We start from the raw sequence: 23231 nt of genomic DNA on the forward strand, positions 1-23231 counted from the left end.
TAACATATGAATAGGCTCTAGGTTGTTTTTGTTTTAAAATGGTGGAATTTACATACTAGCACAGTGTGCTCCAGAGTCTAGTGGTGTTGGCGACGGAGTTTTGTTCAATGATGGAGTAGGCTGCATTGGTGATGGCTTCTGCTAATGTTTCACCCTTCGCACGGATGTTATTAAAGCTAACTTCGGATTCTCCAGCTGTTGAAAAAGTAAAACCGAACTGCTCTAAACGTTCAACAATCAACATAGCATGTTCAAGATTATGCTCAGGCTGAAATTCAGAATCATGAATGAAAATACCCTTTTCATAATCAAACCAGCGATCCCATCTATTTAGTTTCCACCCAAGGATTCTCCGTGCAATTGAATCAGTTTTACTCATAATCAATACCCCTCTTCTTTAATGTTATATAACAGATTATTAATTATTAGTTATTATATAACACAACAAATAAAACGACCACATTTTTTTATAAAAAGTTGAATATTTTTTTCAGAATTATTTTTGCGAGAGTAAGAGTTTATCTATTGGTGGTGGGACCAACCATAGGAAATCATCTCGTAATTTGGTTAATTACTGTATAAGTCAGGGTTAAATTATATTAATGTTATTTCGAATAAGTACAAGCCAGGGAAGCCCTTTTACATTTTGTTTGTTTAAAAGGGCAAATTATTTTTTAGAGAACAAAAAGAGAGGTGCAATGATGGCGAATTTGAAATATGAAATAAAAGAAACAGTAGGTATCATATCAGAAGGTGCAAAAGGATGGAAAAAGGAACTCAATCTCATCAGTTGGAATGACCGTGAGCCGAAATATGATTTGCGTGATTGGGATCAAAACCATGAAAAAATGGGCAAAGGGATTACCCTTTCAACAGAAGAGCTAGTTCAATTAAAGAAAATTTTAAATGAAATTGACTTGAACTAGAAGGAAGATAGTTACTTTTGAGAAAATTGGTAAAGAGCAGAACAGACTTTAGGCCGCAAATTCATTTGACCTGTCCAACCGTTTGAAGATGGCACTCGAAGGTTTCCGGGATTTTGGGGAAACGCAGGGGAATAAATTTAACCCCTACGTTTTTCTTTTTCCTTGCTTCTTATTTTTCCCTAGTCATTTTTACAAGTGTAATAATATCTTGTGCTACGGTATCATATGGAACAGAGTCCGCTTTTAAATCCTTTTTTATCTTTTCAATTAGCACGACTGCTTCTGATAGCACGACTGCTTCTGAATTTGTTACGGTTAGGGTTTGGACATTGCCATTGAACACCTTGGTCATATAACTTTTTGCTTTATCGAGATTATCATCCGCATCTTGTGTTGCTGTATTATTTTTCATATTGGCAGCATCTTTTTTGTTTAGGTCTTTTCTGGACTTTCCATCGACACCATTGAGGACATGTTCCTGCATAGTATCGTATTGGTTAGACGTTACTTCAGGGGTTGAGCGAGCCAGGATGATGGTGTCATCGATAACAAACACTTTGATGCCATTGATTCCTTCGCCCCCCAATCTTGATTCAAGATGAGAAGGGATTCCACCATCATTCAAACCTGAACTCCTAATCATGCTGTAAACATCTGTTCCTGTCCCATGAGAGGTTCCCCCATGTTCATCCGTTGTCTGTCTTTTTTCTCCGTTTTCGCTAGGAATAATTAAGCCATCATTCATATTTCTTGTTGTCACGCTTTTATCATAGACACTTTTCGTATGTGCACTATGAGTGCCATGATTACCCTCTTCGGCGAAAGAATTTAAAGCCAATTCAATCAAATATGCAAATCGGGTTCTATCCGTGGGCGGACAAGGTGCTAGTATGCCGTTTAAGCATCATTTTCTTGATCTTGATCCAACATACAAGGATGAATTTGGTGATCCGTTAGTTCGGATTACATATGATTTCGAAGAGCAGGACCGTCAATTGGCCAAATTTTTATCTGTACGGTGCGTAGAAATCATGAAAGAAATGGGCGCAGACCACATTGATACTTTGGATGAACTGGGTCCTTATGATATTACGACCTATCAATCCACCCACAACACAGGCGGTATCATTATGGGAGCGGACCCAGCTACATCTGCAGTAAATAATTATTTGCAAATGTGGGATGCTGATAATGGATTTGTTGTTGGAGCGACAGCGTTCGCACATAATAGCGGCTATAATCCAACGGGAACAGTCGGGGCATTAGCATATCGTGCTGCTGAAGGGATTTTATCCTATAAGCAAAAAGGTGGTATGTTAGCTTAAATACGATTTGAGGGGGAAAATATGCTATCGAATATCGGCATCCCAGGGTTAATTATCATCTTAGTCATTGCCTTAATCATCTTTGGTCCAAAAAAGCTTCCGGAAATTGGATCAGCATTCGGAAAGACATTATCCGAATTCAGACGAACAGCCACCTCGATTATTGATGATGAAGAGGAAATCCTTGAATCCAGTAAAAAACAGTAGCCAGAAAGATTGGGATGAAGTAAAAGAGCAAGAATTGATACGACCCAGTTCTGATATAATGAAGAACCAATTAAGAGACCAAATTGAATCATGATTTGGTCTCGTCTGTCGTATTCAACTGTAAAGGCAAAAAAGCATATTTTCCATTTTTAATCATTTCACATAGGTATCCCCCGCTTTAAGAAGCACTCCTTCATAACTTGTACATTCCATAACATTGGACCTTCGGCTTCTCCTACCTATATTGATGTATAAGGAGCTAAGGCTCTGTCCTTTTCTCCGTAGAAGAGTAGTACTTTTCGAAAAAAGAAAATATAAAGTTGGACTATTAAACTGATTTTCTCAAATATTCCTTTTGAAAAATTCATTAAAGTCTTCTTATATGGAAATAGTTTTTGGTAGAATTAGGAGTAAGAGAACAGGTACATGCTTAAAATAATTTCTCATTTTGCTAGTGGTTAAGTATCTAAAGGGGAGGATTGTTTTGCCAAGTGTTAGCAGTTATTTTATTAAAAAAGGGATTAAAGTTGGCGCAAAAAAAATGAAATTGGAGGAAAAGGATTTTGGTAAAAGCAGACAAATCATTGATTCGTTTGCTCGGAAAGTCTCCAGGCTCCCGAAGGATTGTAAGGTTGAACCTGTTAAGATTGAGGGAATCTACGCCGAGTGGATTTCCAACAATCAGAGTGTGAAAGGTAAAGTAATTCTATATTTGCACGGTGGAGGCTATGGTTATTGCTCAGCGGATACCCATCGGTCATTGGCTGCTAGTATTGTGAAGGAAGCAGGGGTAAAAGTCCTTCTGCCTGAATATCGACTTGCACCTGAACACCCATTTCCTGCAGCAATTGAAGATACGATCACGATTTATCGATGGCTTCTAACGCAGGGTTATGAATCTGCGAATATCATCTTCGCAGGCGATTCTGCAGGAGGGGGCTTATCGGTGGCATCCACCCTCGTGCTTAGAGATCAATATGAACCGCTTCCAGCAGCACTCGTGTGCTTATCCCCTTGGGTTGATTTAACAAGTTCTGGTGAAAGCTATAGGAAAAATAGCGAAAAGGATCCGTATTTGAGGAACGATCTTGTTCGAAAAACGGCTCAGCACTATGCGGGTGATGAATCCCTTGACAATCACCTAATCTCTCCGGTTTTTGCTGAACTTTGTGGACTTCCGCCAATGTTTATCCAGGTAGGAAGTATTGAAATATTGTTGAGTGATGCGGAATTGCTAACCGCTAAAGCACGACAGGCAGGAGTGGAGGTGCAACTCAAAATCTGGAAAGGTATGTGGCATGTATGGCAAATAAGCGACAGATTACCAGAGGCTAAACAGGCTGTGAAAGAAATTGGTGATTTTGTAAAGAAGACATTTAGGCGTTAAGTATAAAAATCTATGAATGTGTCTTCTATTGGAAGTAATTATTTTTTCAATGTAAGATTCAGATAATTGATGATGAGTGATTATTCATTCATTGGAAGGATATTATTATCACAGAAGGCACAGTGCTAGGACCCTGAGTCTTCTGTGAATAAGTCATGAACTCTCAAGTTTTTCATTTTTTTATAATGAATAATTACTGGATTTAATCTAGTTCCAAAGGCAAAAAAGCATATTCTCCATTTTTAATCATTTCACATTTCCGAACGGTTATAGGGTGATTAAAAATGGGTCCATCTAGAACTGTGGTATGAAACTCTCCAGCTTCTCCGCAGGGGTCAATTCCTCGTGCTTCAAGTTCCTTTATGTATTCCAGGGTTAACGTTCTCCCTAAATCATCTTCACTCATTCCAAGTGATAGATTAACCGTTACTATGATCGTTTCAAATCCTAGATGAATGAACTCTTCGACAGCTTCACGATGGTTCATTTCCCATAAAGGCATCCCCAGCTTTAAGCCAGCCTTCTCCGTAACCTGTTCATGCCAGCAGCCATGAGCAGGCATATCCAAGTCTCCAGTGACTAACACTTCTGCTCCTTGTTTTTTAGCTCTTTCTAATAGACTTATAAACACTGTTTCATAATCTTTCCAACTTGCAGGAGCTTTATATACGGGCAAACCAATAGATTTAGCTTGAGCGTTTATGAGTTCCGGAGGCATTCCATGTGATCTTGAACGTTTTCCTTCCTCTTCCATCATAACAATCAGCCCAATAGCTTCTCCAACCTTCATTGCTTTATAAAGTGCTAAGACACTATCCTTTCCTCCGCTAAAAGAAGCTATAAATTTATGCCCGCAGGCACCATTTTTCCAATCCTTTATTTCTGTCATTCCTATCGTTCCCCTTTTTATTAAATATTTTTTTCAAACACATACTAATATAAATATTTCTACTTATTTAATTCTATCAGGATTGCTCCTAAAAATAACAGAAAGTATCTACTTTATACTAAGGAGCAATAACTTTTAGAAAGTAATGTAATTGATGTCAACAAATGTGTGCAAGAGAAGATTAACCCATTTGTCGTATGCAACTCTATCCATGAGTAATCTCGGCATGCCTTAACAAGGGGTGCATTTTCTTATAGACTTATTTATTCCAATAATATTCAATTGATAATATTCTATTGTTTTAGTAATCTAGTAAGGATTAATTGGGAATCGGAGAGAACTCACTTGGAGATGAAGGAAAAGAAACATTTAAAATGGTCATATAAAATAATTTTCATTATTATCGGTCTACTGTTCCTAAAAGTCTTTGAATTTGTCGTTCTAGATAGAGTAATTCATTGGTTTTGGAAAATACCATTGGATGGTACAGGAGAATTTATAGACATTATTGTTACTATATTGATCTTGTTGCCATTTATCATTATTGTAATGATGCAAAGAATTAGATTAGAGGGAGCGGAAGAGAAGTACAAAATATTAGCTTATAATGACCCTTTGACGGGACTTTCAAATCGTAGATATTTTGAAGAAAAAGTAAGCAATTCTCTTATGCGAAACATTAAAGAAGGTAAAACCGGTGCTGTTATTTTCATCGACATTGATGGGTTTAAACTTGTGAATGACACTTACGGGCATGAAATTGGTGATATTTTATTAAAGGAAATTGGGATAAGGCTTTTAGCGAGTGTGCGCAAAGAGGATTTGGTTTCACGTTTTGCTGGAGATGAATTTATTTTCTTCTTGCCAAACGTAGATAAGCCTTTAGTTTTAAACATTGTAAAAAGAATCATCGAAGAAATTAACAAGCCATTTGTTATAAATAATAATAGAATTTTAATTTCAACAAGTGTTGGTATATCTTTTTTCCCAGAACAAGGAAAAGATATAAAATTCTTGTTAAGAAATGCCGATAAAGCAATGTATAAAGCAAAATTAGATGGAAAAAACACTTACGAAATATTTGATGAAGATAAGGAGTCCTGACTTTCTTATAGTACTAATAGTATTGAGTTGCCGCCATATTTGGTGGCTTTTTTTTGATTTCCTTTAGGAACTAGAACAACAAAAACTAAAACCATCCTATATTAAATAGTTTTTATTTATAAGGTTGCAGAGGAGACAATTTTTCTTGTTCCATTCGGGATAGTTCAATATGTATTGGTATAAATTAAAACTAAATTATGCAAAATAAATGCTGGAATTATTTTATTAAAATAAAAATAGAAATTGGGTGATTGAATGGAATTTATGAAGTATGAAGGTGACTGGTATGTTTGGACAATATTGTTTATTACAATCGTTATTGTTCTTTTTATGCCAAAAAAAAACCTTACATGGGCAGGAGTATTTATTACTATTCTTTTTGCCGGAGGATTGACTTGGATCGGAGAAGTCATTGTAGGATCCATAATTGATGTATTTACCTTAGCAAAAAAACAAACCACAGAGTTTAGTGAAACTTTTTTAATTAGTTTTGTCCCTGCAGGAATTGCAACGATCTATGTAAATTTATATAAACCTGAGAAAGCATGGGTTTGGGCTTTTATTTTTACTTTTTTATGTTTCTTCTTAGAATTAGGTTTAGTTAAGGTTGGGTATATGATAAATCACGGCTGGGAAACATGGTATGGAATACCTGTTTATTTTATAGCTTTTAGATTCTTCTTTCCTTGGTATTCAAAATTACTTTCGCAGAAACTAGTCAACATTTAATGTTGGCTTTTTTGTGCTGCGAGTAGACTCCATATAGCAAACAATTACTATTACAAACAGGATAAAATGGTAAAATAAATTGGGAAAGATAACTAAATTCATCATTCTGGAATTTTGGCTATATTCGTTTTGCTTTAAAAGTATTAGAAAATAAAGGAGAAATAACGATGTCAAAAATTAATCAAAAGATTGTTCCGCATTTATGGTATGACAAGGAGGCAAAAGAGGCTGCAGAGTTTTACGCTTCCATATTCCCGGATTCAAGTATTACGGGTGTAACCACTATCCACGACACACCATCAGGCGACTCCGATATCGTTACTTTTGAACTTTGGGGACAAAAGTTCATGGCAATTAGCGCAGGACCTCATTTCAAGATCAATCCGTCGGTGTCGTTCATGGTTAATTTTGACCCATCACGAATAAAGAACGCGATTGAAAAAATCAATGAAGTATGGAATAAATTGTCCGATGGAGGAACAGCGTTAATGCCGCTTGATAAGTATCCGTTCAGCGAGAGATATGGCTGGATTCAGGATAAGTATGGTTTGTCTTGGCAGTTAATCCTTACCAATCCAGAAGGTGAAGAGCGGCCTTCAATCATCCCATCATTTTTGTTTGTCGGCAATCAATGCGGCAACACGGAAGAGGCGATGAATTTTTATTTATCAGTATTTAAGAACACAAAGCAGGGACATATTGCCCGCTACCCTAATGGGATGGAACCTGATAAAGAAGGAACCATCATGTTCGCTGACTTTAAGCTTGAAAATCAGTGGTTTGCCGCAATGGATAGCGCTCACAACCATAAATTCAATTTTAACGAGGCAATCTCATTTATGGTATATTGTGACACACAAGAAGAGATTGATTACTACTGGGAAAGGCTGTCTGCAGTACCTGAAGCCGAGCAATGCGGCTGGCTGAAAGATAAGTATGATGTATCCTGGCAGATTGTGCCAAGTGAGATGGACGAGATGATGAGCAAGGGCACACCTGAGCAACTTGAGCGCCTAACGAAAGCATTTCTTAAAATGAAGAAATTTGATCTTGTGGAATTGCGGAAAGCATATAAGGGATAATGAGAATTACAACTGATACAAGAATCGAAAACAGGCTATTTAACAAGTTAATTGAATCGTTCAAATTAAAGAGCATTTGACGTACTATCGCTTAGCTTCAGTTTCTACTGAGGCTATTTTTTATACTATCTAACCTATAGCTTTATTTTTTCGTTGAGCAAATATGATAGAATATAGGGAGTTTGATACAAAATAAGCTTGGGCTTTGTTGCAGAAGGGGTAAGTATGAAGAACGAAAATACTCAAATTAATCTAAAGTTATATTACAGCACAGTGTTAGTGGTGATTTCACTTATGCTGCTTGGGCTGTTTGCCGGTAATCCACTTCTTCATCATCCTGGACCAGGCTATATTACGCATAATGTTTTAGTTTTCTTTTTTTCTATTTGCTTATTAATTTATCCTTTATACAAGTCACATTTTCTTAGACTCATTATAATTGTCGTAGCATCTAGTTACTTTTATACCATCTTCTTCTTATATCCAAATACCTGGTCCAACTTTATATTTTTATGCCTTATACCTGCCATTTCAATTTTGTTTTTTGATACAAAACTTTTTCATCTTTCTTTACTATTAAATACTTTCTCAATTATATGTCTTTTTAGCTATATTGCCATCGTTGATCGAGGGGATCTTTATCCATATATTAGTAAAGACTTAATTGGAAATATTATTAACTTTTTAGGAAGCCAAGCCATTCTTTATTTTATTTTTTACTTATCGCATGGACGGTTGGAGAAACAGAAGCTCTACTATGAGCAAATTAAACATTCAGAACGTCTGAAAACAACTGGACAGTTAGCTGCTGCTGTAGCACATGAGATTAGAAATCCATTAACGGTTGTTAAGGGCTTCTTACAGATATATGAGAAAGATCATACATATAATGAAAATAATAAGCGGCATTTTTCGTTAATGATTAATGAATTAGACACAGCAGAACAGGTTATTTCTCAATTTTTATCTATTGCCAAGCCCGACAAAGACACTGAAACGGAACTAGTAAATGTAAAGAATGTTCTTCAAAGTGTAACGGACCTACTAAACACTTATGGGCTACTGCATCATAATGAGATTGTACTAAGTATGGTGGAGGATTGTTATATCACTGCGAATACAATTGAATTTAAACAACTATTAATCAATATTATTAAAAATTCCATTGAAGCATCAAAAGTTGGTGATTCTGTTGTGGTTACCTCTGAAAGGAAAAAGCACTGGGTTGAAATTAAAGTAACGGATTTTGGACAAGGGATGTCAAAGGAAGAAATGGATTCTCTTGGTACTCCATTTTACTCGTTAAAAAGCAAAGGAACTGGCCTAGGGATGATGATTTGCTTTAATATTGCTACAAAGTATAAGGGAACCATTCACTTTGACAGTGAAAAAGGTAAAGGAACAACAGTTACGATTTGGTTCCCAGCAGCAAATATGGGGTAAGTAGAGAGGGCTGCAAATATTGCAGCTCATTTTTATAAGAAGAAGCTTGTGAAGTGTTTATAGCTAATATAACTATTTAACTAATTAATCACGATTATTTCTTGTTTTTGATTTAAGGATAGGTTTGTCAATGGATTCAGTAATTTTATCTTTGATTACAGGTATAGGTTCGTCCGTTCGTGTGTTCCATATACTATATTTAATTGTATTGGGTGAGTCTGTGTTTTCATTGGGCATGATTCATCCACCTCGATTTAATTTAGGCTAATAAGGGTTTGCTATACAAAATATAGAATGCTTCTAAATACTTTTCTCGGAACAGCCTAAGACAGAACCGCATTTTTATTATGCGGTTCAACATGATTAGATATTATCTTCATTAAAATCCGAAGAATCATTGAAATCGTACCGAAATCCGTCTTTAGCGGCAGTAATATTCTTATCAACCTGTACATTGTCGGTTTTATCAAGTAAAAACTGTTCGACTTTATTTAATTTTGATTCCTCATTGTTTGACTTCACTTATGTAAGCCTCCTACGATTAATTTTTACCTACCTATTATTCCTATAGAATTTCTAATTATTCTCACGAAAGACCTTCATAAATTAACGAGTCAGTTTATTAATGTACATTCCTATACATAAATTGAAATAAGCCGAACTCTACATTACCCTTGGAGATCGGCTTTCTTCTCTTAACTATTGATAATTGATTTATGGACTTCTTATAGTCAATTCAACTCTTTTAAATACCACGCATTCATAGCAGAATGGTCAGAACCCGAGAGTGGTTTATCTAAAAGTGTAAAACCAAATTTTTCATATAAGATACATGCAGTTTTTAAATCATGGGTTGTTTCTAAGTAACACTTTTCGTAATGTTCAGAGGCAAATGACAAGGCTGTTTCCATTATCTTCTTTCCGAGTCCGATTCCTTGTGCTTTTGAACTTAAATAAAGCTTTTGTAATTCGCAAATTTTTTCAGGTTCGTTAAACGGTGCTATACCAATTCCCCCAACAACTTCTCCTTCCATTTCTACTACCCAATACTTTGCATGTTCCAGATTATTATAATATTGGTGTAGATCATTAAGTTGAGGATCAAAATAGGCTGTTCCAGGAATCGCTAAACCAAGTGATTTTAATGAATCTTGTATTATTTTCTTTACTTTTGCATTATCTTCCTTACTAATTTCTCGAATAAACATAAAGTATCTCCTTTAATATTTAATATCCAGATTCTAGATTTAGAATATTCCAATGTTTAATAGGTTTGCAACCGGAAAATCATACAACAGTTCTAAAGTGTTTGTCATGTATGACGTTTTCATTTTCGTTCAACTGGCGATAATGATAAAGATAATGCCGACTGCTAGGAGAAAAACAATGTATGAAATTACCGTAAAACTCCCAACGAAAAAGATTGAAAGAATCATTACCCATTTATACCAAAAAGGTTACCACCAAACTTTTTATGAGGTTCCACTAGATGTGGTCACGGATGCAAATGGCTATGCCTTTGTTGAGAAAAGGAATGAAACAACAGAACTAAATATCTATATAAATGACTATATTGAAGCAAAGGAACGACTTCAGTTAGTAGAATTATTAGCGATTGATGAGTCCAGTCTATTAGTTAAGGAAGTAATTGAGATGAATTACCAGCAAACATTTGATGATATTTTCCTTGAGAATGGCTGGGTCATCACGTCACCGGATAAACGGAATCATTACGACAAAGAAAAGCGGATTGTACTAGACTCCCAAGGGAATTTTGGTACAGGCTATCATGAAACAACAAAAGATTGTTTGTACTTCATATTACAACATGATTTAACAGGGTTGTGTGTTGCGGATATCGGAGCAGGTTCAGGAGTGTTAAGTGTTGCTGCAGCACTCAAGGGAGCAAATTCCATTGATACATATGACATCCAACCGGTGGAGCGAGAAATTCTTTATCAGTGTGAATTAAATCGTGTTAAACCGGTGAATGTCTATCAAAGTGATTTAATCAAGAATAAAAATCGAATCAACAAAAAATATGATTGGATCTTCCTTAATATCGGAACGCAGGAAAATATTGATATCATTAACGCCCAGAGTCTCTTAGATTGCAGAGATACTACATTTATATTGTCAGGTATGCTTGAATGGAATTCCCATCGGGTAGAGACTTTATTTAAAAATGCAGGATTCTTGTTGGAGCAAAAGAAACAAAGTAATGAATGGGTGACGTGCCTTTTTAATGCAACTTAAAAGAGCCCTATAATGAAAGTAATCATATATAGTAACGCTCGAATATTTTTAGGATAGCTTGGTCAAAATACCATGGGTTACGAATTCTGATGAAATGGGGACAAATAATGAAGGAAATTTTACAGCAAGTGAAAGAGGAATTAGAAAGGGCATATGATAATCCACAGTCTAACAATTTAGATCAATGTCTTCTACAGCTGCAGGCTGCTAGAGAACAGTATGGTGATAAAGGTAATATGCTTGAGAACTGTATCACAGCAGTAACTCAAGCGAGAAATGCGATTGGGGCTTTGGAAAATGCAGGAGATGTGTCATCTGCCGCAGCCTTTGGTCAAGCTCACAATGCTCTTGAAAATGCAATAGAGTCATACTCTAGTACAGATTTTTAATGAGGATGTACCAAAAGCTTAGCTTTTGGACATCCATTTTTTATTCTTTCTGAATATAATTACTTGTGACTATTAGCGCCCCAACCATCTTGTATATTTTTATCTTTAATGTCAGATTTAAGAAATAATTATTCGTTCAAATATGTTAATATAAGGAAGTAATAGAGAAAATACATATCAAAAGTTCAAAACTGGTTCAACCATGAGGAGGCCGCTAATTTGCGCTATCTATCGACGAACGAACAAAATGAAAAGCTTAGTATTACGATTTATAATGGTCAATTTGGTCTGGTCAAAGAAGATCGGTTAGTACAAAGTAATGAGCAAGTTGAAGAGATTCAATATTTGGATGTTGCGAAAAAGATAGAGACTGACTCAATTATCATTAATGGTGTAAATGTATTGGAACTAAACTATGATTTCGATTTAGTCAGTAAGGCGAAATTGTTAGATAAATATTTAGACCAAGACATTTATATCTATGATAAAAAAACAGAGGAAAAGCTAGCAATCAGACTGTTAAGCGTAACTGATGGAATTATTGGCGAGCGTATCGACACAAAGGAAATTGTCATCAATCCGACGGGGGAGCTTGTGTTACCATCACTGCCAGCAGGATTAATTGCCAAGCCAGCATTATTATGGAAGGTTCCGAAGACGCCACTCAACCAAACGATCAATGTCTCGTATCTAACCAAAGGCATTACTTGGGGTGCAAATTATGTATTGAACTTAACAGAGAAAGATTTTCACCTAACGGGCTGGATGGCAATCAACAATCAATCGGGTGCAACCTTTGAAAATGCACAACTGAAACTGATTGCTGGGGAAATCAATCGAATTGAAGAAATAGATGACTTTTATGAAAATGAAAAATATGAGGATCGCATGGTTGTTTACAGTGCGGTTGAGCCAAGTTTCGAAGAGAAAAGCTTTGCTGACCAACATATGTATACTTTGAATCGACCTGTAACCATTAAAGACGAACAAGAAAAACAAATCAACTTTTTAAATGTGGCCAATGGGACGTATCGGAAAATCTACGAAGTAGATCGTTATTCTACCAAACCAGTAATTAAAATTGAGATTGACAATAGTAAGGAGAACAATCTAGAAATTCCTTTGCCAAAAGGTAAAGTGAAGGTATACCAAGCCGATTCGGACAATCTCTTAGAATTTATTGGTGAGGATCAAATTCCACACACAGCAAAAAAGCAACCCATTACCCTAAACCTTGGAACAGCTTTTGATATTGTCTGTGATTTTAATGAAGCCAATCGATATGAAGAAGATCATTTAGAGTATATTGAGGACCGCTATTACATCCATAATCAAAAAGACGAAAAAGTGACAGTGAAAATTGTCCATACCATACGTGAACGAACGTGGGAAATGGTTAAAACAAGTCATGCATACGAGAAGAATACCTCATGTACTATCACCTGTAATGTAGAAGTCGAACCAGATGTAAGGGAAATGGTGACCTTTGAATATGTCATAGACAACACCATTTATATTAAAAACAGAGACTAGAAACCTACTGACGAAGATCCAAAACCTGCTCAAATAGATCATTAGAACGTACAAAAAAGGATGTTAGAGTTTGAAATAAATTCAACTCTAACATCCTTTTATTCTCTTTTACTTTTAAATAAAATGTTTTCAGAATCTTCAAATTGACCTATTGTAAATTACTATTTTTAAATATAAAATACAGTTAACTAGAAGTGAATGAGTACTCATTCATTGTGGAGGGCGATGAAAGAAACTACTGAAACATTGTTGGAGAACACAAAAATATTTCAGCTGAGGTGAAGGAGCATGGCCGAAAATAACCTGTACAATTCTGTAAGACAAGTAAGTGAAATGTGGGAAAAGGGTTTAAATGGATTATTATTTCAATCTGTTGATAATAACCCATTAATCCAAATGACTAAATTAGGTATTGAGGCAAATTCTAGATACATAGAGATGTTAAAAAGAAACCGGGAACTGATGGCAAATTATATGAATCTACCAACAAAAAATGATGTAGCCAATGCGGTTAAACAAACCATCCAAGCTGAAGAGAAAATTGATATTCTTGAAGAGCAAATCTGGAATTTGCAAGAAAGTTTTGCTATAGCAACAGAGGAACAAAACAAAATGCTTGCTGAAATCATTGATTTTACCAAACATCTTCATTCAGAATGGCAAAAAGCATCGCAAGAACTTGCTAAATTATCAGAAATGAAAGATGAGTTTGAAGCGATGAAGAAACTATTGGAGGAAGTGAAGGCAGAATCAGTTCAAGTAGCCAAATAATGGTGAAGGGGAGAAAAAATGATGGCGGTTAAATCTCTAGTAAATATTCCCGTTCTCAATCTTGAAACCGAGATGAAACGGTGGAACACAGTTTTTAAAGTTTTGAGCCAACCAAAGCCTGATATTGATTCTACACCTAGAAAAGCAGTATGGAAGAAAAATAAATCTGTTTTGTGGTATCATCCTGCACTAGAGAAAAAGTATAACACTCCTCTTTTCTTGGTTTATTCACTGTTAAATAAAGCGTATATTCTCGATATTTCTGAAGAGGGTAGCGTAATTGGCAACCTAACAAAACAGGGGTACGATGTCTATTTGCTTGATTGGGGTTCTCCTGGATTGGAAGACAAGGACCTTACTTTAGATAACTACATTCTCGACTATTTGGAAGTGGCGGTAAAACGGGCCATTAGACATTCAGGTGCAAAAGAAATATCTTTGGTAGGTTACTGTATTGGTGGAATGCTTTCTGCGATGCTGACTTCAATAACAGATTTGCCAATCAAAAATCTTGTTCTAGCAGCGGTTCCAATTGATTATAGCGACGCCATCGTTCCTGGTAAATGGGTGAAAGCACTTCAAAATGGAACACTCAATTTTGACCGGATGGCAGCTTCTTACGAGGTGATTCCATCAGAGTTTTTATATGCCATTTTTATGACACTGCAAGGATTCAACATCGGACCAACCATTAACCTGGTCACCCGTGCTCACGATCAAAAATATGTAGATAAGTGGCGGAGAATGGACAAATGGATGAAAGACGCCGTAACCTTTTCAGGAGCAGCATTTAAGCAAATGATGAGTGAATTATACAAAGATAACAAGCTTGTCAAAGGTGAAATGAAGATTGGTGGTCGGAAGGTGGACTTAACCAAGATTAATTGCAGTACATTGGTGATCACCTCCACTAGGGATGAATTAGTGTTAGAATCACAAAGCCTTCCTATCATGGACCTTATTTCAAGTGAAGATAAAACTTATGAGTATGTGGAAGCGGGGCATGTATCGCTATGCTTAACTGGTCAGTTTGCTTATGCGATTGATCCGTGGTTGTCGGACCGTTCTACTAAATTATAAGTTAATATGGATAGAAAAAGCCTTAGTCTATTGAATGTGGACTGAGATTTTTTTTTTATTGGGTCAGATCAAATGGTGCCTGCTTTTTTCTATTCTTTTCAAATTAAATTAATAATGAAGGCGATGAGTGACCTAAATCTAGTTGCAGCCCAAAAAGCGGTCACTCATAGAAAATCTCAACTTTTCTTATTCACCAAACAATTATTTTATAGGGATAGAATTCAGAATTATAAGTATAATTGATATTGGAATTGATAGAATAAGTGTGAATAATGGCTTTATATAGTGTAATCGAAGAAGAATGAGCATAAGTATATTAAATAAAAACGAGTCAAATAATGTCCAGCCATTGTCGTATGTGAATGTACCTGTTAACGTTAATAACCATTCGTTTGCTGTGTAAATGAGTACCCAAAGACTTGTCCACCAAGCAGAAATAAAATGCCCAGTAGGATATCTACCTAAATAAATCAAAATCGTACTGGTAAATACCAAAAATTCTCCAACTAGACAAACAAGTTCGGTTGTAAGTGGAGGTGTTGGATTAAGTGACCAGAGTCGATAATTATAGGTAATATAATAATAAAGTACATCGCCTAGAATAAAATATAGGATCGTAGCATGATACTTGTGCCAGTTCCTCCAATCTCCCCAACGGAATCCTGCTAATATCCAAGTGCTAACACCAATAATTTCAGCCAATATTTTTCCTCTTTTACAAATGGAATGGAATGTATCAAAAATAGAATACCCATTTTTCTGGGATTTATGTAAATATAGAAAGCGGTGAAGTAAATGTCAGATAGGAGTATAGCTGTTACTAATATAGAAAAAAAGTTGAAACAAGACTTAATGGAAAACAACAAACCGGAACAAATCATAGAACGTTTATGGGATTCAATTAAAGAAAACAAACTTCATCGCTTATTAATGGATTCAGAAATAGCGGAACGAAATATATCAGTAGAGGAATATTTGGAGGTTCTGCGTCGTTTTGCATATGTGAACGGTGGATTTGCCTTCGCTTTTCATGTTCATCAAGTAGCAGTGAACATTCTTAGTCAACTGATGAATCAGCAACAGAAAGAAGCATTGAAAGATATGCTCGAACAAGGAAAAGTTTTTGGCTTAGCACGTTCAGAAGCCAAAATGGAAACCCGTCATCATTTTAAAACGACCATTCAAAAGGAAGGATCTGGTTTTGCACTCTTTGGAAGGAAGGATTATTGTACATTAGCCGGAATAGCAGATTACTATGTTGTTTTTTCCCAAAGTGACATATTGGATCCAAAACCTGAGAGAGTACAGGTGTGCTTGGTGGATGGGAATCGACCAGAAGTGGAAGTGAATAAAACTTGCCAGTTGGAGGCGCTTATTTCTTCTTGTACGTATAGTCTTATATTTCATGGCTATAAACTGGTTTCTTCTGAATTGATTGGAAACCCTGGAGATTTTCAGAGAATAGAGGATCCTGATCTGCTTCCATTAGGCATTTGCGCCATAAATATGGGAATGGCAGATTCGATACTTGCTAAATTTATAGAAAATATCAAGGTGATGGAAGGGTTTGAAAAAGAAGAATCGCTGCAAACATTAGGAAAGATGGATGTTCGAAAACGTGGGGCGGAACTGTTAGTAGATGAATCCATTAAGATTCGCCCTCCACATAAGGAGGCCAGCTTATGTTTAAGGCGAGCAAAGGGTGCCGTAGATGAATATGTCAATTGGACAGCGGAGGAAGTACTTAGATTACTAGGTTCAACCGGTTTGATGGGTAGTCATCATTTTATTGAATTAAGAAATGATGTAAGAGCTTCTTCCTTTATGCCTCCCAATTACCGCAAATGTTTGTATGATATAGGCAAGGGAGTAATGGCAAAAATTCTTAAATGAAATTAATCATAAAATATCATTTTCAATTATAAAATCGTAGGAAGAGGGTTCTATTAATTATGTTTCTCTTATAAAAATGAGTCGAAGGGTGTTGTTGGAATGAATCTAAAAGACATAAGCACCTCAGTGCCCAGAAAAGACCATAAAGGTAAGGTATCTGGACAGTTGCCCTATATAAGTGACGTAAAAGTGGAAAATATGGTTTATGGTGTGTTGTACAGGTCGCCCATTGCTTATGGCAAAATCATATCCATTCAATTACCAAACCTTCCCGAAGGCTATGAAGCTGTTGGCGCAGAGCATATCCCTGGACCGAACTTTGTAAAAATTATCAAAGAGGATCAGCCCGTTTTTGCAAATGAGTGGATCAATTATATTGGCGAGCCAATTCTTATGCTCGTAGGAAAAGATTTGAATATCCTGTACGGTCTGCTTGATGAAGTGAAAATTGAATTCGAAGAACATCCTCCTATTTATACATTGGAAGAAGCAATAAAACAAAAAGCAGCACCCGGGGTTACTATGGCCCACTATGAATTTGGGGAAAGCTTAGAAGTCATTTCAGCCATTGAGCAGGGAGCCCATCAAATCATTGAAGAAGAATATGAAACGGGTTATCAAGAGCATGTCTATCTTGAACCACAAGGCATGCTAGCCATTTATAAGGATGATGAAATTGTCGTCCAGGGTTCGATGCAATGTCTTTATTATATAAAGAATTCCTTGCTAAGCGCTTTAGCCTGTGGTGAGGATGACGTACGTGTGGTTCAAAGCCCAACTGGCGGAGGTTTTGGCGGTAAAGAAGAGTTTCCTTCGATGATGGCATGTCACGTAGCTATTGCTGCCAAAGTAGTCAAAAAATCAGTGATGCTTGTGTTCGACCGTTCTGAGGATATGCTGGTAACAACGAAAAGACATCCCGCCAAATTCAATTACCGAACGGCCCTAGATGACAAAGGAAATATATTGAGCATGTGTGTCGAAATTTTTCTTGATGCCGGAGCAAATGAGGGATTGAGTTCTGTCGTGCTTCAGCGTGCATTAATCAATAGTGCCGGTGTTTATAAAATTCCACATTTCCATGCAAAGGGCTATGTTTTAAAAACTAATACCGTTCCAAACGGTGCTTTCAGAGGCTTTGGTGCTCCACAAAGCTATGCAGGAATCGAAAGTCTGATGGGCCATCTTAGTAAACGAGCAAACATCGATCCTCTTGCATATAAAAGTAAATACCTCGTCAAACAAGGTGACCCCACCGTTACCATGGGAAAATTCCGCGACCCAATACTAATGGATGAAATGATAGAAGACCTGGTAACCACATCACAATATAAAAAGAAAAAAGAGGATTTTCAAACCTTAAACCAACTAAATCACCGCTATAAAAAAGGAATTGGAACATCGTTGTTTCTACACGGTTGTGGATTTACAGGCAGTGGTGAAAGAGACCATATTAAAGCAAAGGTGAAGTTGTTTAAATCAAAAGACGACCAGGTTTCGCTGAAAATCTCCAATTCTGATATGGGACAAGGCATTTTTACGACGCTGTGTAAAATTGTTGCTAAAGAACTCGACCTTCCATACGAAGAAATTTTGTTCCCATATCCCGATACCAAAGAGGTGCCAGATTCTGGTCCGACAGTAGCCTCCCGGACAACAATGATTGTCGGAAAATTGCTTGAACGTGCTGCCAGAAAACTTAAAACTCAATGGCAAACAGGGGTGGAACAGGAAGTAGTGGAGAATTATGTTCACCGTGAGATGATACCTTGGAATGAGAAATCCTTCACAGGAGATGCCTATCCGGCTTATTCATGGGGCGCGAATATTGTTGAAGTAGAAGTTGATACGGTAACAGGAAATGTAAAGTTGGAGAAAGTATATGCCAATTATGAAGTGGGGAAGGTCATCGATGAAAGGGTGATGAAAGGCCAAATTGACGGTGGGTTAGCCCAAGGTTTAGCGTACGGTTATTTAGAAAAGATGACGACAAAGGAAGGCAAAATCCAACAAAAAAGCATATCGGATTATGGACCTCCGACTTCAATGGATGTTGTTTCGATACAAAGCAAGGTTTTTGATAATCCCTATGAAGATGGTCCATACGGGGCGAAGGGCGCAGGTGAACTGACGTTAATCGGCGGCGCTCCAGCTGTTCAAGCTGCGATCGAGGATGCATTGCAAACTTGTTTTCAGCAAATTCCGATTACACCTGAAGTCATTATTGAAAGTCTTTGGATGAGAGAAGGTGAAGAAGATTGATTAAATTTACACTGAATGGAATGTTAGTAGAAACAGACGCCTCTCCCACAGTAAGATTACTAGATTTAATAAGAGATGAGTATCTGTTAATCGGAACAAAGGAAGGCTGTGGTGAAGGAGAATGCGGAGCCTGTAGTGTTTTTGTCAATAACCTCCTGCAAAACAGCTGTCTTATTCCGATTGGCTCGATTGATGGAGCCGATATTCAAACGATAGAAGGTCTCATGGAAAAAGAACAATTTAAGATTTTAGATGAGAGCTATTCCGCTGCAGGGGGAGTACAATGCGGCTATTGCATCCCTGGGATGATTATGGCAAGTGCCGCTCTGTTGTCAAAGAACCCACATCCTACAGAGGATGAAATTCGCGAAGGCATTTCCGGAAATTTATGCCGTTGTACTGGATACAATATGATTGTCGAGGCCATTAATCAGGCTTCAAAAAAAGGTGACGGACTATGGTAGAGAAAATTACTTCGTATCGCTTCGACCGTTTAGATCAAACTTTATGTCAATTGAACAAAGAAGACTGTGCAATCATTGCCGGTGGCACCGATGTCATGGTTCTACACAAAAGTCGAAGGGGAGTACCACCGAAAATCCCTAAACCGATTGTGTTTATTGATCATCTTTCTGAACTAAAGCGGGTATATCAAATGGATAAAGATCTCCACATCGGTGCTTGTTGTACCTATAGCGAATTACTTGAGAATCCGATCATTCCCATACCCTTAAAGAAAGCAATCAAAACGATTGCGGCACCAGCCATTCGAAACCGAGGAACATTAGGCGGGAATATTTGCAACGCGTCACCGGCTGGTGACACACTTCCTTTATTATATGTATACAACGCAAAACTTTTACTGCGCTCTGTTAATGGTGACCGTGTTGTAGCGATTAGAGATTTTATTCAAGGTGTAAGAAGGATTCAACGTGAGCCAGGTGAAATTCTAACTGAAATTATTCTGCCGTCTGTATTAGAAGAAGGTGCTCATGTCGTTTTTGAGAAAGTCGGCAACCGCAACGCCGATGCTATTGCCAAAGTAGGGTTTGCAGGATATATCCGGCTAAATGGCCCTCGAATCGATGAAGTTCGTTTATGTTTTGGGGCGGTCGGCCCTACTATGGTTCGTTCCATTGATATAGAGAAAAAGTTGCAAGGAAAGATGATCCCATTAGCAGATGCAGACATCTCTCAGGTTGTGGCAGACTTCGGTAAAATCATTAAACCGATTGACGATCATCGCTCCACTGCTTTATACAGAAAAACAGTAGCCTTAAATCTTTTACGATATTTTCTTAGCATGAAGCACATGTAAAACTAAACCTCGATAATAACTTATAACAAGAACTACAATAAGTAACAAAGAAGGCAGGTTGCTGTTTTGGCAACCTGCCTTTTTTTTGTAACAAATTTACTATCTTTAGATGGTTTTCAACTATTTACATCTATCAAATTTGTAGTACAAAAATGAATCAACTTGTTTTTATTATCATTAATCCAATTACAGCGAATCGCAGCCTTTTGAATATATTCTTTAACACTATCAATGGAGTCAACCTGATCAAAATAACGACCCAGAAAATGGATGAAAACGTCAAGACTTCTTAATTGGATGAGGATAGGGACTGCGTTGATTTCTGCCACAGTCAATTTTAGAGATTGTCCATAGCCAGAAAGAAATGCATTTATTTTTGCCCAAGTAATGGTTGCTTCTTCGCTAGGTTGGATGAAGTCTGATAAGCAAACAGCCATTTCCATCACCCGTAAATCGTTCGTAACAAATTCAAAATCGAGAACAGATGTCACAACACCATCTTTATTGACCAAAATGTTGGACGCGTTTAAATCGCCGTGAACAAGCTGGTGCGGTAATTGCCTTAATGTTGATACTTGTTCTTTGAATGAAGCGAAATGTTCATATATGGCGTGTAAATCAGAAATCTGTTCGGAAAATTCTCTAGGGGGTTCTTTGCAAAAGTTTAAAACATCCTGTATCGAACAACGTGGATGAGTACTTTCAATCTCATAATACGGTCTGTAGGCAGGATGCTGATTGATTTGTACATGTGCGAACGAAACTGACAATTGGCCAGCAGTTCTCCCGAAGAATTGAATTTCGGCCAATTCATCCAGGGCAGGGGTTACTCCATCCAAGTACCGAAATAAACCGGCAATCTTTCCATCCTTTGTCCTTACCATTGTTTTTCCGGCACGTGATTGGACAGGCTGTGGTATCGAAAAAGGTAAAGGCATTTCAGCTAAAGCCACAAGTATAGCATGCTCATACTTTACCTTTTCTTCATCCTGATGGGTCTCGTAAACGCGAAGTACATATTGCTCATCATGAACACGAACAAACCGAGTGGTATTGTTTGCACCACTGCGACCAATCCATGTTACCCAACTGTCTGCTGGAAAGTATTGGGCAAGTATTTCATCTATGTAAAAATCCTTTTGTACCATCATAATCAGTAATCCTTTGCTTTTTTGTATGTATCTGAAGTAAGTATAGCATGCGGAACTACATAGGTCTCGAACCGGCCTGTTTTTTTGGTCTCGTGAATGATTTGTGATTAAAGATTAAAATATTCTTTCCTGATTTCTTTGAATCGAGTTTCATCTACGATCTCCTTTTTCAATGCGCTATCAACTCATTGAGTAAACGAAGTGTCAGTTAATGTAATGTTCCCTTTATCGGTTATTTTGGTGATTAATGGTTTTTTGTTAAATGCAGATTCAGGATGATCAATGATAATTTTTTGGACCTCATTTAATTCATTAATATTTTGAATCTTTTCCTTAGAATTCAAAGCGTATCCAATCTTCCAATCTTCACCTTTATGATTTAATTTCATATACAAAATATAATCTCCATGTTCACTGTCTTCACGATCCACTCTAAATTCTCCATTACTAGAAGCAACAGTTTCTCCACTTAATGTAACAGGCTTTAAAGGTAAGTTCCCGCCAAAACCAGTATCAACGAGATACTCTTGTCCATTATGGGTAATAAGATTAAGCACATGGGTATTCCCAGTGGCACTCCATTGTTGCTGCATATGATTATAAGTTACTCCGCGGATTAAGGTTGGGCTTAGATTATTTTCAATTAAGAAAAAGTAAAGAATTGAATTTAGTTCATAACAAAGGCCGCCTTCATGTTGTTTAAGTATTTTACTCGCTAAATTTTCTCTTGTAATTTCCTTCGTTCTATTTTCGATAATGCACAAATTCTCAAACGGAATGGACTTTGCAGTCTTTTCGAGAACCTTATCTAAATTTTGAAATGTGATGACTTCATTTTGTGGGATACCTATTCTTTTACGAAATAGTAAATTAATATTGCTCATTCATCGTTCCTCCTTGATTCATCCAATTTAAATGATAACAAAAAGCTCAAGGTAACCGCTACTCTTGGTTAATAAGGTACAATAAGGGAATGAAAGAATGTATATAGAAAGGAGTTTCGCATGAAGAGGATTGATGAGTACTTCGAAACCGCGATGGAAGCTTGGGCTATGATGCAAAAAACTTCTGGTGATGATGGGGCAGAATGGGCAGAAAGATTTGAACGCTACTTTTATGAATTTATTGATGAAGTAAAAAAATGGTGGGCAGATTTGGATCCAAAGCCTGAGAATATGGAGGAAGTTGAGAAGGTGCCTGAAATAATGAACTGGATGGAGCAAATCCCGGCCCCTGTCCAACTAAATTTTTTAACAGAATTAGAAGATATACTGGATGGAGTCGATACAGAACGTTTTGATTGAAACGATTTAATAAAGACTCACTAGTTCTTAAGCTATCAGGGGCTAGAATGAAATAAAAGCATATATGAATTAATAACGCTTGGATTAAATTAATCCAAGCGTTGATTGGTTTAGTATAAGATGGAAGTAAAGAAGCAGGGGAGTGGAAGAAGGATTTCTATTATTAGCATCGAATACTACCA

26 protein-coding genes and 1 pseudogene are annotated in these 23231 nt (G+C 36.8%); 18 read left to right on the plus strand and 9 right to left on the minus strand.

The genetic code is table 11. The features are described 5' to 3' along the window. Window positions 1–55: 55 nt before the first annotated feature. Window positions 56–379, minus strand: a complete 324-nt coding sequence (locus QUG14_RS00385) for a BC1872 family protein (RefSeq protein ID WP_289338445.1) — start codon at window positions 377–379, stop codon at window positions 56–58. A gap of 322 nt (window positions 380–701) precedes the next feature. Between QUG14_RS00385 and QUG14_RS00390 the strand changes: the two genes are divergently transcribed. Next, complete coding sequence (locus tag QUG14_RS00390) at window positions 702–926, plus strand: YdbC family protein (RefSeq protein WP_289338446.1); 225 nt, start codon at window positions 702–704, stop codon at window positions 924–926. Between the two features lie 169 nt (window positions 927–1095). On the opposite strand, the gene QUG14_RS00395 is transcribed toward QUG14_RS00390, so the two are convergent. Next, a complete protein-coding gene (locus QUG14_RS00395; protein WP_289338447.1) occupies window positions 1096–1686 on the minus strand; it encodes a hypothetical protein in 591 nt (196 codons plus the stop codon). 49 nt (window positions 1687–1735) lie between these two features. On the opposite strand from QUG14_RS00395, the pseudogene QUG14_RS00400 reads away from it, so the two are divergent. The 3 genes and pseudogenes from QUG14_RS00400 to QUG14_RS00410 all read left to right on the plus strand — a co-directional run. Further along, a pseudogene (locus QUG14_RS00400) lies at window positions 1736–2251 on the plus strand (GMC oxidoreductase); the annotation flags it as partial. A gap of 21 nt (window positions 2252–2272) precedes the next feature. Continuing rightward, complete coding sequence (gene tatA, locus QUG14_RS00405; protein WP_289338448.1) at window positions 2273–2458, plus strand: twin-arginine translocase TatA/TatE family subunit; 186 nt, start codon at window positions 2273–2275, stop codon at window positions 2456–2458. 484 nt (window positions 2459–2942) lie between these two features. Next, the gene (locus QUG14_RS00410) at window positions 2943–3845 is read left to right on the plus strand and encodes an alpha/beta hydrolase (protein ID WP_289338449.1); all 903 of its coding nucleotides are present in this window, start codon (window positions 2943–2945) and stop codon (window positions 3843–3845) included. 202 nt (window positions 3846–4047) lie between these two features. On the opposite strand, the gene QUG14_RS00415 is transcribed toward QUG14_RS00410, so the two are convergent. Next, the gene (locus QUG14_RS00415) at window positions 4048–4734 is read right to left on the minus strand and encodes a Dph6-related ATP pyrophosphatase (RefSeq protein ID WP_289338450.1); all 687 of its coding nucleotides are present in this window, start codon (window positions 4732–4734) and stop codon (window positions 4048–4050) included. A gap of 351 nt (window positions 4735–5085) precedes the next feature. Here QUG14_RS00415 and QUG14_RS00420 point away from each other — a divergent pair, with 351 nt between their 5' ends. The 4 genes from QUG14_RS00420 (at window position 5086) to QUG14_RS00435 (ending at window position 9092) form a co-directional block, all read left to right on the plus strand. Beyond that, complete coding sequence (locus tag QUG14_RS00420) at window positions 5086–5838, plus strand: GGDEF domain-containing protein (protein WP_289344033.1); 753 nt, start codon at window positions 5086–5088, stop codon at window positions 5836–5838. Between the two features lie 255 nt (window positions 5839–6093). After that, complete coding sequence (locus QUG14_RS00425; RefSeq protein ID WP_289338451.1) at window positions 6094–6567, plus strand: hypothetical protein; 474 nt, start codon at window positions 6094–6096, stop codon at window positions 6565–6567. Window positions 6568–6734: 167 nt separating this feature from the next. Continuing rightward, on the plus strand, window positions 6735–7649 hold the full coding sequence (locus QUG14_RS00430; protein WP_289338452.1) for a VOC family protein: 915 nt from the start codon (window positions 6735–6737) through the stop codon (window positions 7647–7649). A 225-nt stretch (window positions 7650–7874) separates the two neighbouring features. Then, window positions 7875–9092 carry a sensor histidine kinase gene (locus tag QUG14_RS00435; RefSeq protein ID WP_289338453.1) on the plus strand — a complete coding sequence of 406 codons (1218 nt, stop codon included), beginning with the start codon at window positions 7875–7877 and terminating at the stop codon, window positions 9090–9092. An 84-nt stretch (window positions 9093–9176) separates the two neighbouring features. Here the strand turns inward: QUG14_RS00435 and QUG14_RS00440 are convergent, their stop codons facing one another. From QUG14_RS00440 to QUG14_RS00450, 3 genes are all read right to left on the minus strand, one after another. After that, window positions 9177–9329: a hypothetical protein gene (locus tag QUG14_RS00440; RefSeq protein WP_289338454.1), complete on the minus strand. Its 153-nt coding sequence runs from the start codon at window positions 9327–9329 to the stop codon at window positions 9177–9179. Between the two features lie 126 nt (window positions 9330–9455). Continuing rightward, a complete protein-coding gene (locus QUG14_RS00445) occupies window positions 9456–9614 on the minus strand; it encodes a hypothetical protein (protein ID WP_289338455.1) in 159 nt (52 codons plus the stop codon). 209 nt (window positions 9615–9823) lie between these two features. Beyond that, window positions 9824–10300: a GNAT family N-acetyltransferase gene (locus QUG14_RS00450; RefSeq protein ID WP_289338456.1), complete on the minus strand. Its 477-nt coding sequence runs from the start codon at window positions 10298–10300 to the stop codon at window positions 9824–9826. Window positions 10301–10478: 178 nt separating this feature from the next. Between QUG14_RS00450 and QUG14_RS00455 the strand changes: the two genes are divergently transcribed. The 5 genes from QUG14_RS00455 to QUG14_RS00475 all read left to right on the plus strand — a co-directional run bounded on the left by QUG14_RS00455 (window position 10479) and on the right by QUG14_RS00475 (window position 15121). After that, the gene (locus QUG14_RS00455; protein ID WP_289338457.1) at window positions 10479–11348 is read left to right on the plus strand and encodes a 50S ribosomal protein L11 methyltransferase; all 870 of its coding nucleotides are present in this window, start codon (window positions 10479–10481) and stop codon (window positions 11346–11348) included. A 107-nt stretch (window positions 11349–11455) separates the two neighbouring features. Beyond that, entirely contained in the window at window positions 11456–11737 is a 282-nt protein-coding gene (locus QUG14_RS00460; protein ID WP_289338458.1) for a hypothetical protein, read from the plus strand. A 219-nt stretch (window positions 11738–11956) separates the two neighbouring features. Beyond that, on the plus strand, window positions 11957–13270 hold the full coding sequence (locus QUG14_RS00465; protein WP_289338459.1) for a DUF4139 domain-containing protein: 1314 nt from the start codon (window positions 11957–11959) through the stop codon (window positions 13268–13270). Window positions 13271–13558: 288 nt separating this feature from the next. After that, the gene (locus QUG14_RS00470) at window positions 13559–14041 is read left to right on the plus strand and encodes a polyhydroxyalkanoate biosynthesis repressor PhaR (protein WP_289338460.1); all 483 of its coding nucleotides are present in this window, start codon (window positions 13559–13561) and stop codon (window positions 14039–14041) included. Window positions 14042–14062: 21 nt separating this feature from the next. After that, entirely contained in the window at window positions 14063–15121 is a 1059-nt protein-coding gene (locus tag QUG14_RS00475) for an alpha/beta fold hydrolase (protein ID WP_289338461.1), read from the plus strand. Window positions 15122–15322: 201 nt separating this feature from the next. Here the strand turns inward: QUG14_RS00475 and QUG14_RS00480 are convergent, their stop codons facing one another. Beyond that, entirely contained in the window at window positions 15323–15823 is a 501-nt protein-coding gene (locus QUG14_RS00480; protein ID WP_289338462.1) for a CBO0543 family protein, read from the minus strand. A 93-nt stretch (window positions 15824–15916) separates the two neighbouring features. On the opposite strand from QUG14_RS00480, the gene QUG14_RS00485 reads away from it, so the two are divergent. The 4 genes from QUG14_RS00485 (at window position 15917) to QUG14_RS00500 (ending at window position 20594) form a co-directional block, all read left to right on the plus strand. After that, window positions 15917–17014 carry an acyl-CoA dehydrogenase family protein gene (locus QUG14_RS00485; protein ID WP_289338463.1) on the plus strand — a complete coding sequence of 366 codons (1098 nt, stop codon included), beginning with the start codon at window positions 15917–15919 and terminating at the stop codon, window positions 17012–17014. Window positions 17015–17113: 99 nt separating this feature from the next. Beyond that, window positions 17114–19276 carry a xanthine dehydrogenase family protein molybdopterin-binding subunit gene (locus QUG14_RS00490; protein WP_289338464.1) on the plus strand — a complete coding sequence of 721 codons (2163 nt, stop codon included), beginning with the start codon at window positions 17114–17116 and terminating at the stop codon, window positions 19274–19276. Next, window positions 19273–19740, plus strand: coding sequence for a (2Fe-2S)-binding protein (locus QUG14_RS00495; RefSeq protein ID WP_289338465.1), 468 nt, complete (start codon window positions 19273–19275; stop codon window positions 19738–19740). The genes QUG14_RS00490 and QUG14_RS00495 overlap by 4 nt, the downstream gene beginning before the upstream one ends. After that, complete coding sequence (locus QUG14_RS00500; protein ID WP_289338466.1) at window positions 19734–20594, plus strand: FAD binding domain-containing protein; 861 nt, start codon at window positions 19734–19736, stop codon at window positions 20592–20594. The genes QUG14_RS00495 and QUG14_RS00500 overlap by 7 nt, the downstream gene beginning before the upstream one ends. A 116-nt stretch (window positions 20595–20710) precedes the next feature. On the opposite strand, the gene QUG14_RS00505 is transcribed toward QUG14_RS00500, so the two are convergent. Beyond that, window positions 20711–21745: a phosphotransferase gene (locus QUG14_RS00505; RefSeq protein WP_289338467.1), complete on the minus strand. Its 1035-nt coding sequence runs from the start codon at window positions 21743–21745 to the stop codon at window positions 20711–20713. A 185-nt stretch (window positions 21746–21930) separates the two neighbouring features. Then, entirely contained in the window at window positions 21931–22629 is a 699-nt protein-coding gene (locus tag QUG14_RS00510; protein WP_353961052.1) for an arylamine N-acetyltransferase family protein, read from the minus strand. Window positions 22630–22749: 120 nt separating this feature from the next. Here QUG14_RS00510 and QUG14_RS00515 point away from each other — a divergent pair, with 120 nt between their 5' ends. Further along, the gene (locus QUG14_RS00515; RefSeq protein ID WP_289338468.1) at window positions 22750–23049 is read left to right on the plus strand and encodes a hypothetical protein; all 300 of its coding nucleotides are present in this window, start codon (window positions 22750–22752) and stop codon (window positions 23047–23049) included. Window positions 23050–23231: the final 182 nt, after the last annotated feature.

The sequence above is a fragment of the Neobacillus sp. CF12 genome, from assembly GCF_030348765.1.
GTDB lineage: Bacteria > Bacillota > Bacilli > Bacillales > Cytobacillaceae > Neobacillus.